This is a genomic window from Cohnella cellulosilytica (assembly GCF_042431195.1).
In the GTDB taxonomy this organism is placed as follows: domain Bacteria; phylum Bacillota; class Bacilli; order Paenibacillales; family Paenibacillaceae; genus Cohnella; species Cohnella cellulosilytica.
Window position 1 is genome coordinate 96,106 of record NZ_JBHMDN010000017.1, and the last position, 16,130, is coordinate 112,235.

Below are 16,130 nucleotides of genomic sequence, written 5' to 3' on the forward strand. Positions count from 1 at the left end.
TCTATCGGTGAACTTCGAACAATCACTATTGTTCGACCTCGCTTGTAAGTGCGGCTCCGCCGCCATGGACTTAAGGAAGGAGGGCTTATCCGGTGCCGAACCTGATCCGTTCCGAATTGCATGCGTTGGGATTGCGGAAAGATCGCGCGACCTTCTCGCACAGCGTGCGGGTAGGCTTGCTGGCTCAGGCCGCGGCCAGACTGCTTGGAATGCCGGAGGATGAGGAGCGGATGTTCACCGCCGCCTGCAGCTTTCACGATATCGGCAAGGTGCTCGTTCCTCGAGAGCTGCTCGTCAAACGGCTTCCGCTGGACGAAGCGGAACGGGAGCTGATCCGCCGGCACCCGCTGTTCGGCGTTCGGGTTGTCCGGCGGCTCGGCTGGCGGGACCCGAGAATGATCGCGACCGTGCGCTCCCATCACGAGCGCTGGGACGGAACGGGTTATCCGGACGGACTTCGCGGCGAGGGCATTCCGCAATGGGCCCGCCTCTGCGCCGTCTTCGATTCCTTCGACGCCATGGTCCAGGCCCGCGCCTACAATCGGGTCAAGACAACCGCGGAGGCTGCGGACGAGCTCAGACGACAGAGCGGACTCCAATTCGACCCGGCCTCCGTCGAGCTGTTCCTCTCCATTCCGGAAATCGCGATTGAAAAAATTCGGCGTTACCGTTAAAGACACTGAACCGAAAGCAGGTCGAAAACTATGAAACCAACCGCCGCTCTCCGTCCAGGACAAACGCTGGCCAAGCCGGTGCTGAACAAAAACGGAATGGTTATGCTAGGCGCCGGAACGCAGCTGACCGACAAATATATCGAACGCTTGCGGACGCTTGGCATTACGGACATCTATGTCGAGGAAGACGCTCCCTCCCGGTCTCAAGGAACGGAGTTTTCGCCTGCCGCTTCATCCGCCTCCGCTTCGCAGGAGAGGACGGGCAGGAAGAGAAACTCCGCCGCTTCCAAAAAGGCGGTCGACGAAGCGTTCGCCCGGCTCGTCAGCAACCCGCTTATCCGTCAACAGCTGTCCGTGCCGATGCACAGCGATCGCTTCGTGCGCGTCTATCAAACCTTGCTGGGGGAACTGTCCGAGCATCGCTTCATTAAAGACAGGCTGACCTTGCTTCATATGAAGGACCCGATGCTGTTCGAGCATACGCTTAACGTCGCTACCTTGTCGGCGATTATCGGCTTCGCCAAGCATTATTCCTTCGAGCCGCTTCACGATCTGATCGTCTCGGCTCTGCTGTTCGACATCGGCATGATCCAGTTGCCCGACGAGCTGCTGACCAAGAAAGGCGTGCTGACGGATTACGACCGGGGACTCATCGAGCGACATACGACCGAAGGCTATCAAATGCTCATTCATCGCACGGACATCCCCGAAGCCGCCGCGTTGTGCGCCCTCCAGCACCACGAACGATACGACGGCTCCGGCTACCCCGCCGGCATCGGCCGTTCCCGGATTCACGAGTTCGCGCAGATTATCGCCCTGGCCGACACGTACGACGCGCTCGTGTCCCGGCGGCACCACCGCAGCTCCTATACGAAGAGGGACGCCGTCGAATTTCTGCTCGGCTCGGGAGATCGCATGTTCGATTTGTCGCTCGTCAAGCTGTTTGTCGGTCACATTTCCATCTATCCGATCGGAAGCCGCGTTGTCCTCAACAGCGGACAGACGGCGGTAATCACCTCGGTCGATTCCTCCCTTGTTCAACGTCCGATCGTCAAAATTATCCGCGAAAAAGACGGAAGCCCTGTCTCATTCCCCTATGAAATCGATCTGAGAGCACAATTCGATCTGGTCATCGTGGACACGGCCCTGTAATCACGCAAAAAGACCGTTCCGAAATCAGGAACGGTCTGTTCACCCTGTTGTTCACAAGCAAGCTGCTGAAGAACCGGTCATTTTCGGCGGCTCAGCCGCCTTGGGATACGTTCTATCCTTTAGGCCTGAAGCTTTGCGCCCCCGTCTTTCGAGCGGGTTTGCCGTTATCGATATGTCCTCGGTCAAATACACGATCATTATACCTACAATCGACTTCCTATTCAATACTTTGGTAGGAAGACTTTGGTAGGGTCCGATAGTCGGCTTCTATTTTCATGACAAATAAAAAACCACCCCGCAAAGAGTGGCCGATTCCAACAAGTCCGTCATCTTCTCGTATTATTTCTAATATCGTGCAATATTTTCAACGCTTCTCCGAAACCAATCAACAAAACGCCACTTATAAGCGACGAAAGAATCAAAGCTCCCCCATATCCCCACCTTAGCGGATGAGGATCGGGACTATAACGGTATGGAGACGCCGGATCAGTAAGCGAGAATCCAATAATGAGTCCTGCTAAAATCCCAAGAATTAATATTCCGAATCCAATTCCCTCTATTGTCCTTGCTACTTTATTTTCGCCTTGCGTGCTTCGAACCTCGGAAGATTGAGAACTGTCCAGTATTTTGTCCAAGTCGGTCTGCATATTCTAGTTTCCTCTCTTTCTTTGCGCGAGAAGGAAGGAAATAAAGAAATTAATGATCGTAAGCCATCCAATAATACTCAGTATGCCCGAACCTTCATACCATACAGTAAAATTATCGATAGCGCTCCAGTCAATCCACAAATGCGTTGCAGCGACTTGAAACAGTTGATTAAACGCAATGAAAATCGAACCTATTAAAGCAATTATTGAAGCAGGCTTCAACCGCATCTCCAATCCTCCTACATAAAATTGTAAGCCGCTCGGCCTTCTGTACTTAGACGTATCGTATCGCTTCCCTTTCTTGCCCGCCATATAAGCCCAGGGAATCATGAGAATAGTACAAAAGGCACAATAAATATATCACACCCGCCCAAAACCTGGCAATAATTGCAATACATTTTAATAGAGTTTAGGCTTAACAAACAACATTCCCTTTACTCTATTGATTAGAGTCAACAGACCCCCGAAGCAGCGTGACCTTAAACACGCTTCCCGATTCGGAACTCGTCTCCAGTTCAACGGTCCCCTGGAAAAAGCCAAGCAGATGGCGGACAATCGACAGACCCAGACCGGCGCCGCCGCTTCTTCGCGCCCGTGACGAATCGATGCGGTAGAACCGCTCAAAAATCAGCTCCCTGGACGCAGCGGATATTCCCGCCCCCGTATCCGAAACCCGAACCGCAACCCGTCCGTCTTCATGCGAAATCCGCAGCGTAACTTGTCCATTTGGCCGATTATACCGGATGGCGTTATCCAGCAGATTGCGAAAGACCAGGAACAGGAAGCCCTCTTCCCCCTTGACCAAAGCCGCACAGGGCTCCGCCAGATGCAGCGTTACCCCGTATTCGACTGCCACCGGCTCCATAAATGAAATGGCATCCGCGAGAATGTCGGCAAGCTCTACAACCTCGCGTTCGCCATGCGACCGTTCGTACGTTCCGTCAGCCAGCAGCAGCAAATCCTCCGTTAACGACTCCAATCGCGACAGCGTCCGCTCCGTCGTCGCCCTGTAATCTCTCCATTCGCCGGGGTCAATGCCCTCGTCGTCTCCGGCCACTTCAAGATTCGTGCGCAGGATGGAAAGCGGCGTTCTTAATTCATGCGCGGCCGCGGATACGAACCGAGCCTGCTGCTTAAAAGAGTGTTCCAGCCCGTCCATCATCGTATTGAATGCGATTCCGAGCTTCTTCAATTCATCGTGAAGCTGGTCAATCTCCAGTCGTTTGTGGAGGGTGCTAGACGTTATCCCCGCAGTTGTCTCGCTCATCCGTTTCACGGGCTTCAGGATAATTGCTGCGAGCCATTGCGCGCAGAGAACCATGGCCGCCAAAGCGACAAGCAAGCTTATCATTCGCCCCTGCAGCTCCGGTACAATCCTGTAAGTCGAGAAAAAAGACTCCATAGCCGCATATAGAACGATCATAACCGCCAAATAAAGAATAGCAAACAGCGTCAATCTCGATCGTAACGAAAGACGGTTCCATCGCCTCATGTCGTTTCCTCTTCCTTCCCGGCTGCGCGCAGGGTCCATTTGTACCCATAACCTTGAACGGTCTGAATATACTTTTCTCCCGCCTCCGGATCAGGGTGCGAGAGCTTTCTGCGCAAGGAATTGATGTGAACCCGAACCGTCGAGGAGAGAGGATCCGCATGAATATCCCAGACGTGCTCAAGAAGCCTTTCGGACGAAATGACCTCGCCGGGATGCAGCATCAGATACTCGAGCAACCCGAATTCTTTTCTCGTTAATGAAAGTAGAACGTTCCCGAAACGGACCTCCTTTGTTTTCGAATCCAGGGTGAACTGGTCGAACTGCAGGACATGGCTTTTCACGGACGAACTCCGTCGAAGAAGCGCCCGGATGCGGGCAAGCAATTCATTAAACGAAAAAGGTTTGCGAAGATAGTCGTCCGCGCCTGAATCGAGCCCTTCTTCCGCCTCGTCCGGATGGCTGCGCGCGGTCAGCATGAGAATAAAGACGTCGTTATGGTGCGAGGACTGGCGAATGCGATGACAAAGTGAAATGCCGTCCAGCTCCGGGAGATTGATGTCGAGGAGAATCACATCATAATCGTTGGTATCCGCCAGCTCCCACCCGGTCAGTCCGTCCGCAGCGGTGTCCACGGCATAACCTTCCCGCTTTAAACCTTTGGCCAAGGCGCGTGAAAGGTCCTCCTCATCTTCGACAATGAGGATTCGCATAGCCCCCCACTCCTTCCTTTTATGACAATAGAATAGCACACGCATTTCCGCGATGCGAGGCGAATACGGTCGCTTTCGGAGCTTCGCTTAACAAGGATTTAACAGCCCGCCCTTTATAATCAAAACAAATCTTCCTTTCCTTTGAATGGAGGAGGCTTATATAGAAGGGATAGAAGGAGGAGGTTTTTTTGTTAATTGAGGTGGTGGCGGCGGGACCGGGGTGTTCCATTTGTCAAAAGGCGCTAAAGCTGGTCAAGCAAGCAGCGGAAGAATTTCCGCAAATCGAGATTCGGGAGCTAAATGTGGTGGATCAGTTTGAACGTCTCCAGGAACTGAACATTTTCAGCGCCGGAGCGATTCTCATGAATGGGAAAACGGAATTCGTCTCTTTGCCTTCACCCGCTAAGCTCCGCGAACGAATGCATGAATTGCTGCTCAAATCCGAAAATAATCCACAAAATTAAAGGAGTAAACGAATGGAAGATTTATATCGTTTCACGATCACGGGCGGAATTTCCGCCGCTACCTACGTTCTTGTTTTTATCGTCGGAATCGTGAGCGCGGTTTTGGCCTGCTATTTGCCCGTGCTTGCCATGTTTGCGGGTTACGTCCAAAGAGGAGCAGCCGGCAATAAAAGAAAAGCCTTGATGATCGCGATCAACTTTATCTTGGGGATGGTCGTCACTTCGTTGTTGGCCGGTTTGATTATCGCGCTGCTCGGTCAACAGTTCCTGCCCTTTGTGGAGAAATACCGTTTGCTAACCTGGATTCCGCCCCTCTTCGACATAGCGGCCGGACTGCAGCTGCTTGGCGTCATTTCGTTCGCCATGCCTGCTTTCCAAAGGCCGCTCAGCCGGCCGGAGCTTCCGCAAAGCAACGCGTCCGCTTTCAAGCTGGGGATTCCATACGGACTTGTCATTTCTCCCTGCGCGATCCCGATCTTTTTTGCGCTGATCAGCTATATTGCGCTTCAGGGAAGCCCGGTTCACGGAGCGCTGCTCATGACTGCCTATTCGTTGGGAAAAGGCGTGATCCTCGTGGCCGTTGCCATATTCTCGATTTCCATTCTGCGCAAAATGGCAAAATGGGGCGGTCCCGTCAAAAAAATCGCCGGCTACTTCTCAATCGGAATCGGCATTGTGCTTCTGCTTGTCGGGTTTGCAAAATAAACGAGAGGAGAATCATTCATGTCCTTAAATCAAACGCTGGAAGAAATGAAACAACAGTTTATCGCCCATTCGCCCGCAGAAGTGCAGGCCGCGATGTTCCGTTCGATCCGGGAGCAGCAGGAGTCGGGGTTCCGGTATGGCCTGCAGGAAGGGCAGAGGGCGAAGGATTTTACGCTGCAAAACTCGACGGGCCTCTCCGTTCACTTGTACGACGAACTGGCTCAAGGACCTGTCGTTCTCACCTTCTATCGCGGAGGCTGGTGCCCTTACTGCAACTCGCAGCTGCGGGCGTACCAGAAAGTGCTGCCGGAGATTGAAGCGCTGGGCGCCAGGCTGATCGCCGTCAGCCCGCAAAGCCCGGACAACACGCTTTCCCATCAGGAGAAGGAAAACCTGCAGTTCCAGGTGCTAAGCGATACCAACGGTCTGGTGGCCGCCTTCTATAATATTTTGTACGACGTGCCGCCGTATCTTCAAGAGATGATGACGAACCTGTTCAAGCTGAATCTGGCCGAATACAACGCGACCGACCGGTGGATACTCCCCATTCCTTCCACCTTCATGATCGACGAGTCCGGCATTATCCGTTCCGCCTACGTCAACCCGGATTTTATGCAGCGCTTTGAGCCCGAGGATATTCTGGATGAACTGCGGAAGCTGTAACAAATTTTAATTACGAAAAAACCACTTTCTTTCTAGAAATTGTCCTAGGAAGGAAGTGGTTTCGTTGCGTAGCCATTCTCCAAACCAAAGTCTCAGTGTTCCAGTAAACCAATTCATCCGTCCATACACTGGAGCGACCAATCACTCGGGATATGCTTTTTTTCAGTTTACTACCACACTGTCATCACAGAGATATTTTAAGCAGTTCTTCCGCTCCTCTTCTCCCGATCCTCAAAAAAGAAAACAAAAAAATCCCTCATAAAAATCAAGGGATTTCAGCTTCTTAGTTATGGTGCGGTCGAGAGGACTCGAACCTCCACGGTATTGCTACCGCCAGCCCCTCAAGCTGGTGCGTCTGCCATTCCGCCACGACCGCATAATATAGAACGTCGTCTGAGTAAGAATAATGCCTTCTTCCTGAGAAGCACTGGTGAGCCATGTAGGACTCGAACCTACGACACCCTGATTAAAAGTCAGGTGCTCTACCAACTGAGCTAATGGCTCTCATGGTGACCCCTAGGGGATTCGAACCCCTGTTACCTCCGTGAAAGGGAGGTGTCTTAACCACTTGACCAAGGGGCCATTATCAGCCATTGTCTTCGCGCTTAACGCTACCCGTTTCAGACGACAAAAATGATTATATCTGAAACAACGACCTAAGGCAAGTCCTTTTTCGGGCAAAACGCATATTTTTTTATTTCTTTGTGGACGGCTGTCGGAGCGGCATTATCGACGATCTAAATCCGACTTGATTCGCCGTTAATAACGGGATTGCGTTCCTGCCATCCCCATCGTTTGAAGCCCCGGACAAAGGCTCCACTCCATCAAAAAGAGCCCGTCAGCGCAAGGCCAAGGGCTCTTCCCAAGTCGTCTTTTATGAATTCCATGGGTGGCGGGGAGAGAGGGATTCGAACCCTCGCACGCATGACACGTCTACTCCCTTAGCAGAGGAGCCCCTTATAGCCACTTGGGTATCTCCCCATGGCTCCCCGAACAGGACTCGAACCTGTGACAACTCGATTAACAGTCGAGTGCTCTACCAACTGAGCTATCAGGGAATGTTTCAAAAGCGACAATTAATAATTTAGCATGAGATCCAAGGGAAGTCAAGCATCCCCGCGACAATAATTTCAATTTCTTTTTTTCCGGTGACAGACCTATTTGCGCACATGAATTCATGCCTTACGGAGGGCCTTTCGGAGAGCGAAACGTTCGTAAAAAAGTGCCCTCACTTATACGTGCCGCTCGGTTAGAGAGCCATGTTCTAAAGAACCGCGTATCTCCTCCCCATTTCCGCTCAAACGGCGGACGATGTTCTAAAGAACCGCGTATCTCCTTCCCAATTCCGCTCAAACGGCGGGCGATGTTCTAAAGAATCGTACATTGGCGCATGGATGAGGTTACGACGAAACAGATGCTAAGGGATCCCGTCAGCCTGATACAAGTAAATGGGGCAGTTATCCGTCGTTCCACACTTGGGTACACTAATCGTGATCGATACCAGGGTGTTGTGAAGTCGACGCAGGGTTGACATCATCAATCTTTTCATGTTATTTATTGATTAATAAATTAAATCCTCGGAAAAGGGGAGGAAAATATCTTGAGCCCTAAAGAAGAAATCGCGGCAAGCCGGAAAGATCAGATCATGAATAGCGCAGCAGCCTTGTTCGCTTCCCAGGGCTATTACAAAACTACGACCGCGCTTGTCGCGGAAGCCGTCGGCGTCACTCAGCCTTACGTGTTTCATTTTTTCAAATCGAAAGAACAGCTGTACTTGGCGGTGCTCCAAAGAGCATACGAACGGCTCAATCGAGCCTTCTCCAACGTCGACGCTCCTCCCGAGCAGCTTGCCCAAAAAATGGGGGAAGCCTTCAACACGCTGCTTGCCGGCTACCGCAACGAGATTCTGCTGCTTATGCAATGTTTTGCGACTCCGGAGCCTGCGGTAAGGGAGTACGCGCGAAAGACGCACTCCTTGATTTACAACACGGTCAAGACGCGATTCGCAACGGCCGGCGTCCCCGACGCGGGTAAGGAAGCCAGTGTTTTCATTTCCTGCGGCCTCATCCTCGCGTTATCCGAAATTTTGGAGCTGCCGGAATTATCGCCGTGGCACAAGGGAGACCTCGATTGATCGGGGTTTTGTGTGGCTTATATTTATTTATCAATAAATAATATATGTGTAAAGTCGTTTCATTATGTGTGTGAAGTTGTCTCATAATATGCACGAAGTTATTTCAATAGGTGCATCAAGTCATTTCAATAGGTGCACGAATTCGTTTCATTACGTAGATAAAGCCATTTCAACATGCGTATGAAGCCATTTCGCAAAGCATAAGCATCATCTGCAGCCACAATTTATTTATCAATAAATAAAGAAAATCAAAGGAGAGATCCCTCTTGTTCACACCCGCACGCGTACGTCTGTTATTCGTTACGTGCATCGCCTTGTTCATGGCCATGCTCGATAATCTGGTGCTTGGAGTCGCTTTGCCCTCCATTCAGGAAGACCTCGGCTCGACGATGTCCGATCTGGAGTGGTTTATGAATGCCTACACGCTCGCATTTGCCGTGCTGCTCATTCCTTTCAGCGTGCTGGGGGATTCCATCGGGAGGAAAAAGGTGTTTCTGGCCGGGGTCGTCGTCTTTACGCTCGGCTCGCTGCTCTCCGGCCTTAGCGACTCCTCAATCGCGCTGATCCTCTCCAGAGCCCTGCAGGGCGTCGGGGGAGCCGCGGTCGTCCCGCTTAGCCTGACGCTCGTCAACAACGCGTTTCCGGTCGAGAAAAGGGCTGCCGCGATCGGTCTGTGGTCCGGAATATCCGGGCTCGGCCTCAGCATCGGACCGCTTGTCGGAGGCTTGATTATGGAAGGCGCTCCGTGGCAGGTGATTTTCTATGTGAACGTTCCGGTCGGCGTCATTGCTTTTCTGCTCGGATTAAAATGGCTCGACGAATCCCGCGGCGTGCGCAAGCCGCTTGATCCGCTCGGCGTATTATTGCTGACATCCGGTCTGTTCGGGATCGTATTCGGATTGGAGAGGGGAAATTCGTTAGGGTGGGGGACGCCGACCGTGTACGGTTCGCTTGCGCTCGGCGGCATTTTGCTCGTTCTCTTCTACTTCTGGGAGAAGTCGCGTCAAACTCCGTTTATTCGCTTCGACCTCTTCCGCAGCCGGGCATACACGTTCTATACGTTCGCAGGCTTCTGGATGAACGCGGGTGTCTTCGGCGTCATCTTCCTGCTCACCTTGTTCCTGCAGCAGGCGCAGGGCAACACGCCGCTGCAGGCAGGCGTCAAAGAAATGGCCTGGACGACGATGACGATGATCGCAGCCCCTCTGGCCGGCCTGGCGATCAGCCGGATCGGCAACCGGTCGGTGCTGCTGGGCGGCCTGCTGTTCCAGGGCGCCGCGCTCGCCTGGTTCGCATGGCTTATTCATTCGCAAGGCTTCGACGTCCCGTTTGGCCAACTGATCGGACCGATGATGCTGGCCGGTACCGGAATGGGCCTCAGCTTCACGCCGCTCTCCCACGGCCTGATCTCGTCCGTGCCGGAGAATGCGGCGGGAGAAGCCAGCGGCATGGGCAACGCCACCCGGGAGCTCGGCGGCGTATTCGGCATCGCGATCAGCGGCCTGATCTTCCAAGCGGGCGACGCCATCCGGTCGCCTCAGGATTTCGCCGACCATATCGTCCCAAGCCTAGCGGCCGGAGCGTTGATGATGGCTCTCGCGTTCTTCGGCATTGCCTTGTTCGTCCGAGGCAAGTCCGCCGCCTCGGGCGCTTCGGAGCCGCTCAAGACTAAGTCTGCGTCTCCGTCTGAAACAGTCTGAGCTTCCCTCTGCAGCGCCCGCACGCATACTTGCGAGGATCCGTGCGGCGCTTGCGGGGATAGCTCATCCCGCAGGCCGCGCATACGAGCACATATTTGACCGGCAGCCGCCTTGCCTCCGCCCCCGGAAGAGGGCGGCAGTGGCGGGTGGCTCCGACTTGAACGAGCAGGCTTTTGAAGTCCGCGTCACGATGCTGGAATCCTCTGCCCTGCAAATGCAAATGATAATGGCAAAGCTCGTGCTTGATGATCGATTCCGTCTCTTCCGCACCGTGAATTTCCAGCTGATGCGGGCTGATCTCGATGTTGTGGCTTTTCGTAAAATAACGTCCGCCGGTCGCCCGCAGTCTTCGATTAAACGAAGCTTTGTGCAGAAACGGCAGTCCGAAATATTCGAGCGACACCCGTTCGATCCAGCTTTGCAACTCCCGATCTTCCATCTTTCGTCCTCCTCGGCTCCGGCCCGGACATTCCCGTCCGGTGCTTGACCTACTTGAATTGTAGCCCCGGATTGGGCTACACTGTCAAGTAGAAATGGTGGAGGGGAGACTGCTTTACATGCCTGAAATGTCCTACGTTCTTCTGCAGCACGAGCAAGGAGCTCTCGATTTTGTCGAAATGCCCGCATCCCACGCTTATCAGCTAAGCGCCTTGAACCTGCGTCTTCATAAAGAACTGACCAAGCTGACCGCCGACAACGTGCCGAAGCTGCCGCGGGCGATCGCCGAGTTTCGCGCGCTCGAGCTGCTTGACGAGAAGCAATCGCCGATCGGAGGCTTGCAGTATGTGAACGAGCTGGAGCGCACGTTCGCCGCAATCCGCGAAGGGTCCTATCCGCTAATCGCGCTGTTGACCGAAATTCGCGCGCTTCAAGCCCAGCTGGAGCAATGGTACGAGGAAGAGGATCTGCTCTAGAAAAGCACAATTCCGATTCGGACCTGCACGGTCATCCGCCCAATCCCATATGCTAGAAATACAGCATGAGATGGGAGGAGGACGATTTTCCATGCCTCAATGGCTTTGCAATCAGCTGATGTCCGCTTTTCAGAAAAAAGACCGCAGGCAGATCCGTCTGCTGAACGATTGCTGGTTTTATTACCGCGGCAAACCCGACAAAACCAAGGACGCCAAAGATACCGCAGGCTCCACCCCATGAACGGACGAAAAAAGGATCCTCCGCCGCCGCTGCCGGCATGACGGAGAGATCCTTTTTTAGATGCGTATTAGAGATCGAATTCGTTCCATCTGACCACTTCGTCCACCGTCAGGCGAACGGACGGATGGCCTTCCTGGGCGGCTTTCCCGATGGCGATCAGCATAATCGGCACGTAACGCTCCCCGATTCCGAATTCCTCCATGAACTTCTGCGCATTGTAACCGCCCATCGGAACCGTATCGTAACCTCTTGCTCTCGCGGACAGCATGATCTGCATCGAGACGAGCCCGCCGTCGGTATGAACGATTTTACGCGCGATCTCGGGCGGCAGATTGCCGTAGATCTTCGTCGAGTTGGCGATAAACATATCCTTGGTCGCTTCCGGCATGTATCCCGCTTCGTAAGACCGATTGTAGATCGTATCCGCCAGCTTGTAGCCTTCCAAGTCGCCCAGAACGGCGATGACGGCCGAGGAATCGACGATCTGCTGCTGGTTGTTGGCGATCGGCAGCAGCTTCTGCTTGAGATCCGGCGAATCGATGACGAGGAAACGCCAAGGCTGAAGATTGGAAGAGGAGGGGGCCCGAAGCGCCTCCGCGAACAATTCGGTCAAATCCTCCCGGGAGATTTTAAAATCGGGATCGTATTGGCGGACGGAACGGCGCCCTTGGACGACTTCCGCATAGCTCGGGGTCTGTACCGCTTGTGTGGTTGACATGAATATTCCTCCGTTTTTCACGAAAATTTTAATTGTGTAAATATCAACACAGTTATAAGTTCGATAAACTGTTGCGAATAATGCACAGTATATTCCTCTTCATTTTGATTGTCAATCCCGCTCCCGGGACACGAAAAAAAACGCCCCGCGATTCCGGTCACGGCGACCGTTCGCGAGGCGTTTCGGTTACATCAGGAGCCCCACAGAGCCAAACGCTCGTTCAGCAGCTCTTGGCGAAGCTGCTCGGCTTTCTCGACTCCGGCCGCTTCGATCTCCTGCATATATTTGTCCCACAGCGCGTCGAACTGCTCCGGCTTGGCGAGAATCGCTTCCGGGATGCGCTTCCAGGTAATGTTCTTCAGCTTCTCCTCGAGAACGACGAGGTCGCTCTCGCTCGGGATCGGAATGTTCCAGAGCGCGCCCCATGGCTTCATCTTGAACTCTTCCTCCTTCGGGAAGAGATCCTTCCAGATCGTCGCGCCGTACGCCGCGAGAACTTCCTTCTCCACGTCGCTGTAATCGCTGATCAGCTGCTCCGGGAATTTCGTCGTATAGTAATTCCCCGACGGATCCTGAACGCCGTCGCCGTAATGCGCGCTCAGCAAATTATAGTTGCCGATGCCCGATTCCTTCTGGAAGTTGATCGCATCGTTCACCTTGCGATCGGCCACGTCGGCCGGAATGACGCGTTTGCCGTTCTCGACGTTGTAATGCTGGCCTTCGATTCCCCAGTTCACGAGCACCTGGCCTTCGTCGGAAGCGAGATAATCCAGGAACTTGATCGTGCGCACCGGGTCCGGGTTGTCGACCGAGATCGCGACGCCCGAGCCGCCCGTGAAGCCTGTCGGCCAGAAAGCCGTATGCTTGTACTCCTCGGACAGCGTCACCGGATAATGACCGTAGGCCTGATCGAATTTGCCTTCGGTTTTCAGCGCTTTCTGGCCGTCGTCGAAGCTCCACTTCTGGTCGATCAGGCCGAGTACGCGGCCGGTCGCGATCTTCGCCTTGTACTGGTCGTACTTCTGAACGAAGGATTCCTTGTCGAGCAGTCCTTCCGCGTTCATGTGATTCAGCCAGCGGAAATATTCCTTCTCGATCGGCCGGCGGAAGTGGTACGTCACCTCGTGCGTGTCGATGTCCACGTAATATTCGCCGTCGTCGGACCCTCCCGTCGACGCGAATGCGGGGTTCGTGACGCCGATGTACATCCGCCAGTCCTCGGCGATGAGCGACAGGCCGATGTTCGGATTCCCGTTCTCGTCTTTCGGGTGCCTTTCCAAATATGCTTTGATCGCGTTCTCGAAATCGTTGACCGTCCGAATCGTCGGATAGCCGAGCTCCTTGACGACGCGGTGCTGCAGCTGCATGCCTCCGCCCGCCTCGAAATATTGCTGGTTGATGCCGTCGTAGGACGGAATGACGTAGATGGACTGGTCGGCCTCGCTGTATTTCAGACGGTTCATCTGGCCCTCGAACAGCTTCTTCAGGTTCGGAGCGTGCTGCTCGATCAGATCCGTCAGGTCGAGCACGGCGCCCGCGTCGACGAACTTGCTGATGCTCGTCTTCGCGCTGATCAGGTCCGGATAATCGCCGCTGGAGGCGATAAGCGCCGACTTCTGCACGGCGTCGCCGACGGCGAATTCCGCCTTGAGCGAAATGCCCGTTTTTTCCTTGAGCCATTTGCCGATATCGTCTTCGTTGTTGCCCCAGTTGGGATTGACGTCTTCGCTGTAATAGGTCAGCGCCAGCGGTTCAAGCTTCTCCTCCGAAGCGGAGGCGGACGCCGTGCCCGAGCTTGACGCGCTGGGCGACGCGCTGGGGCTGGACGCCCCGTTGTCGTCGTTGCCGCATGCGGCCAGCAAGCCGGCCAGCAGGGCGGCGCTCAGGACGAGACTTGGCCATTTTTTCTTTGCTGCCATGTAGTACCCTCCTCGATATTTGTACGATTGCGATATGCGTATAACGGGACCAGCCCGCTGATACCGATTTCAAAATCTTACCCCTGACTTGACGAACGGCGGCTTAGCCAACGTTCAGCCTTTCACCGAACCGAGCGTCAAGCCTTTGACGAAGTAGCGCTGCAGGAACGGATAGACGAGCAGAATCGGCACCGAGACGAAAATCGTAATCGCCATCTTCACCGAATCCGGGGAGACGGTCGACATGACCTCCGTCATGTTCTGCGAGCGATAGTCTCCGGAGTTGTTCGTCGTGCTCTGCAGCACTTTGACAAGCTCGAATTGGAGCGTGGTCAGATGCTCGCTCGACCCGTTGTACAGGTAGGTGTCGAACCAGGCGTTCCATTGGCCGACCGCCAGGAACAGGCCGATCGTCGCCAGCGCGGGCTTCGTCATCGGGAGGATGATTCGCCAATAGATCGTGAAGTCGTTGGCTCCGTCCATTTTCGCCGACTCCTGCACCTCGTACGGAATGCCGTCCATGAACGACCGGACGACGAATACGTTAAACGCGCTGACGACGCCCGGCAGAACGTATACCGCGAACGTGTTCATCATGTTCAAATCCTTGATCAGAATGTAGAACGGAATGAGTCCGGCGGTTACGTACATCGTAATGGCCAAATACGTCGAGACGAATCGGCGTCCCTGAAAATCGCGCCGGGCAAGCGTGTAAGCCAGCATCGACGCGCTGATCAGACCCAGCGCGGAGCCGACCGCCGTGCGCAGCACCGATATTTTGAAGCCGGTTGCCAACGTGTCGTACGTGAAGATGGCTTTATAGTTTTCAAGCGTGAACGCCCGCGGGAAAATCGTGATTCCTCCGCGAACGCTGTCCGTCGCGTCGTTGAACGAAATGGCCAGCACGTTGAGAAACGGGTAGAGCGTGACGATCGACGTAACGATAAGAGCGGCATAGATGAGCGCGTCGACGATCCGGTCGGAGCCGGGGACGCCTCTGCGCGCGCTGCGTTCGGTCATGGGGTCCCCTCCTAGAATACGCTTTCCTTCGTAAATCGCTTGAACAGCCCGTTCGCCGTGAAGAGCAGGAACACCGCAACGACCGAGTTGAACATGTTGATCGCCGTAGCGAAGGAAATCCGGTTGATCTTGATGCCGTATTCCAGCGCGTACAAGTCGAGCACCTTCGAGTAATCGACGACGAGATTGTTGCCAAGCAGAAATTGCTTCTCGAAGCCGATATTGATCAGGTTCCCGATCGACAGAATCATCAGGATGATAATCGTCGGCCGGATGCCGGGCAGCGTGATATGCCACATTTGCCGCAAGCGGCTCGCTCCGTCGACTTTGGCCGCCTCGTACAGCTCCGGGACGACTCCCGCCATCGCCGCCAGGTAGATAATCGCGTTCCAGCCCGTCTCCTTCCAGACGTCGGATACGGTGACGATGCCCCAGAAGTATTGTCCCTTCGCCAGCCACTGGATCGGCTCGTCCAGCAGGCCGGTCCACACCAGGAAGTCGTTGACCGCGCCGTTGTCCGTCGACAGCATTTTCGAGACGATGCCCGCGACGACCGCCCAGGACACGAAGTGCGGCAAATAGGAAATCGTCTGCGCCGTTTTCTTGAACGCCATGTTCTTCACTTCGTTGAGCAGAAGCGCGAACGCGATCGGAATCGTAAATCCCGCGATCAGGGACATCATGCTCATCGCCAGCGTGTTGCGCATGACCAGATAAAACGTCTCGTCCTGGAAAAGCGTCCGGAAGTTGGCGAAGCCGACCCAATCCCGCTCCCACACCGAGAGCTTCGGATTGTATTTCTGGAACGCCATCAGCCATCCCCACAGCGGCAAGTAGGTGAAGACGAAGGCCCAGGCGACGAAGGGCAGCGACATCAAGTAAAGGTAGCGGTTCCGGAACGCGCGCCGAAGCGCTCCTCCCCGGACCGGCGCCACGGGCAGTGAAACGGCGGTCGAATGATCGGGCCTCGCATTCAT

18 protein-coding genes, 5 tRNA genes and 1 riboswitch are annotated in these 16,130 nt (G+C 54.4%); of the genes, 9 read left to right on the plus strand and 14 right to left on the minus strand.

Going from position 1 to position 16,130, the window contains the following annotated elements:
- Positions 1 to 92 precede the first annotated feature (92 nt).
- Positions 93 to 674: an HD-GYP domain-containing protein gene (locus tag ACFFT4_RS14005; RefSeq protein WP_378048576.1), complete on the plus strand. Its 582-nt coding sequence runs from the start codon at positions 93 to 95 to the stop codon at positions 672 to 674.
- Positions 675 to 704: 30 nt separating this feature from the next.
- Positions 705 to 1,826, plus strand: a complete 1,122-nt coding sequence (locus ACFFT4_RS14010) for an HD-GYP domain-containing protein (protein WP_378048578.1) — start codon at positions 705 to 707, stop codon at positions 1,824 to 1,826.
- A gap of 82 nt (positions 1,827 to 1,908) precedes the next feature.
- A riboswitch (cyclic di-GMP riboswitch) is annotated at positions 1,909 to 1,999 on the minus strand.
- 153 nt (positions 2,000 to 2,152) lie between these two features.
- On the opposite strand, the gene ACFFT4_RS14015 is transcribed toward ACFFT4_RS14010, so the two are convergent.
- From ACFFT4_RS14015 to ACFFT4_RS14030, 4 genes are all read right to left on the minus strand, one after another.
- The gene (locus tag ACFFT4_RS14015; RefSeq protein WP_378048580.1) at positions 2,153 to 2,473 is read right to left on the minus strand and encodes a hypothetical protein; all 321 of its coding nucleotides are present in this window, start codon (positions 2,471 to 2,473) and stop codon (positions 2,153 to 2,155) included.
- A 3-nt stretch (positions 2,474 to 2,476) separates the two neighbouring features.
- Positions 2,477 to 2,701, minus strand: a complete 225-nt coding sequence (locus ACFFT4_RS14020; protein ID WP_378048582.1) for a hypothetical protein — start codon at positions 2,699 to 2,701, stop codon at positions 2,477 to 2,479.
- A gap of 211 nt (positions 2,702 to 2,912) precedes the next feature.
- Positions 2,913 to 3,824, minus strand: a complete 912-nt coding sequence (locus tag ACFFT4_RS14025; RefSeq protein ID WP_378048583.1) for a HAMP domain-containing sensor histidine kinase — start codon at positions 3,822 to 3,824, stop codon at positions 2,913 to 2,915.
- Positions 3,825 to 3,961: 137 nt separating this feature from the next.
- Positions 3,962 to 4,720, minus strand: coding sequence for a response regulator transcription factor (locus ACFFT4_RS14030; protein ID WP_378048585.1), 759 nt, complete (start codon positions 4,718 to 4,720; stop codon positions 3,962 to 3,964).
- 143 nt (positions 4,721 to 4,863) lie between these two features.
- On the opposite strand from ACFFT4_RS14030, the gene ACFFT4_RS14035 reads away from it, so the two are divergent.
- The 3 genes from ACFFT4_RS14035 to ACFFT4_RS14045 are packed head-to-tail and all read left to right on the plus strand — an operon-like array spanning position 4,864 to position 6,507.
- Positions 4,864 to 5,139 (plus strand): thioredoxin family protein, encoded by a 276-nt coding sequence (locus tag ACFFT4_RS14035; RefSeq protein ID WP_378048587.1) that lies wholly within the window; start codon positions 4,864 to 4,866, stop codon positions 5,137 to 5,139.
- 12 nt (positions 5,140 to 5,151) lie between these two features.
- A complete protein-coding gene (locus ACFFT4_RS14040; protein ID WP_378048589.1) occupies positions 5,152 to 5,844 on the plus strand; it encodes a cytochrome c biogenesis CcdA family protein in 693 nt (230 codons plus the stop codon).
- Positions 5,845 to 5,862: 18 nt separating this feature from the next.
- Positions 5,863 to 6,507: a peroxiredoxin-like family protein gene (locus ACFFT4_RS14045; RefSeq protein WP_378048590.1), complete on the plus strand. Its 645-nt coding sequence runs from the start codon at positions 5,863 to 5,865 to the stop codon at positions 6,505 to 6,507.
- Positions 6,508 to 6,797: 290 nt separating this feature from the next.
- Here the strand turns inward: ACFFT4_RS14045 and ACFFT4_RS14050 are convergent.
- The 5 genes from ACFFT4_RS14050 to ACFFT4_RS14070 form a co-directional block, all read right to left on the minus strand.
- Positions 6,798 to 6,883 (minus strand) — tRNA-Leu (locus tag ACFFT4_RS14050).
- A gap of 52 nt (positions 6,884 to 6,935) precedes the next feature.
- A tRNA-Lys gene (locus ACFFT4_RS14055) sits at positions 6,936 to 7,011 on the minus strand.
- Between the two features lie 3 nt (positions 7,012 to 7,014).
- Positions 7,015 to 7,089, minus strand: a tRNA-Glu gene (locus tag ACFFT4_RS14060).
- A gap of 308 nt (positions 7,090 to 7,397) precedes the next feature.
- Positions 7,398 to 7,488, minus strand: a tRNA-Ser gene (locus ACFFT4_RS14065).
- A 1-nt stretch (position 7,489) separates the two neighbouring features.
- A tRNA-Asn gene (locus ACFFT4_RS14070) sits at positions 7,490 to 7,565 on the minus strand.
- A gap of 542 nt (positions 7,566 to 8,107) precedes the next feature.
- On the opposite strand from ACFFT4_RS14070, the gene ACFFT4_RS14075 reads away from it, so the two are divergent.
- Both ACFFT4_RS14075 and ACFFT4_RS14080 read left to right on the plus strand, forming a co-directional pair.
- Positions 8,108 to 8,641 (plus strand): TetR/AcrR family transcriptional regulator, encoded by a 534-nt coding sequence (locus tag ACFFT4_RS14075; RefSeq protein ID WP_378048592.1) that lies wholly within the window; start codon positions 8,108 to 8,110, stop codon positions 8,639 to 8,641.
- Between the two features lie 266 nt (positions 8,642 to 8,907).
- Positions 8,908 to 10,341: an MFS transporter gene (locus tag ACFFT4_RS14080; protein ID WP_378048593.1), complete on the plus strand. Its 1,434-nt coding sequence runs from the start codon at positions 8,908 to 8,910 to the stop codon at positions 10,339 to 10,341.
- Here ACFFT4_RS14080 and ACFFT4_RS14085 read toward each other — a convergent pair.
- Positions 10,310 to 10,780 carry a SprT family protein gene (locus tag ACFFT4_RS14085; RefSeq protein ID WP_378048595.1) on the minus strand — a complete coding sequence of 157 codons (471 nt, stop codon included), beginning with the start codon at positions 10,778 to 10,780 and terminating at the stop codon, positions 10,310 to 10,312. The two genes, ACFFT4_RS14080 and ACFFT4_RS14085, sit on opposite strands and share 32 nt — an antisense overlap.
- Positions 10,781 to 10,898: 118 nt before the next feature.
- Here ACFFT4_RS14085 and ACFFT4_RS14090 point away from each other — a divergent pair, with 118 nt between their 5' ends.
- Together ACFFT4_RS14090 and cmpA are read left to right on the plus strand one after the other, a co-directional pair.
- Positions 10,899 to 11,255 (plus strand): hydrolase/acyltransferase, encoded by a 357-nt coding sequence (locus tag ACFFT4_RS14090; protein ID WP_378048597.1) that lies wholly within the window; start codon positions 10,899 to 10,901, stop codon positions 11,253 to 11,255.
- 91 nt (positions 11,256 to 11,346) lie between these two features.
- On the plus strand, positions 11,347 to 11,496 hold the full coding sequence (cmpA, locus tag ACFFT4_RS14095; protein WP_378048599.1) for a cortex morphogenetic protein CmpA: 150 nt from the start codon (positions 11,347 to 11,349) through the stop codon (positions 11,494 to 11,496).
- 67 nt (positions 11,497 to 11,563) lie between these two features.
- On the opposite strand, the gene ACFFT4_RS14100 is transcribed toward cmpA, so the two are convergent.
- The 4 genes from ACFFT4_RS14100 to ACFFT4_RS14115 all read right to left on the minus strand — a co-directional run bounded on the left by ACFFT4_RS14100 (position 11,564) and on the right by ACFFT4_RS14115 (position 16,130).
- On the minus strand, positions 11,564 to 12,214 hold the full coding sequence (locus ACFFT4_RS14100; RefSeq protein ID WP_378048601.1) for a nitroreductase family protein: 651 nt from the start codon (positions 12,212 to 12,214) through the stop codon (positions 11,564 to 11,566).
- A gap of 191 nt (positions 12,215 to 12,405) precedes the next feature.
- Positions 12,406 to 14,133, minus strand: coding sequence for an ABC transporter substrate-binding protein (locus ACFFT4_RS14105; RefSeq protein WP_378048602.1), 1,728 nt, complete (start codon positions 14,131 to 14,133; stop codon positions 12,406 to 12,408).
- A gap of 114 nt (positions 14,134 to 14,247) precedes the next feature.
- On the minus strand, positions 14,248 to 15,153 hold the full coding sequence (locus tag ACFFT4_RS14110) for a carbohydrate ABC transporter permease (RefSeq protein WP_378048604.1): 906 nt from the start codon (positions 15,151 to 15,153) through the stop codon (positions 14,248 to 14,250).
- 11 nt (positions 15,154 to 15,164) lie between these two features.
- Positions 15,165 to 16,130 (minus strand): ABC transporter permease, encoded by a 966-nt coding sequence (locus tag ACFFT4_RS14115; RefSeq protein WP_378048606.1) that lies wholly within the window; start codon positions 16,128 to 16,130, stop codon positions 15,165 to 15,167.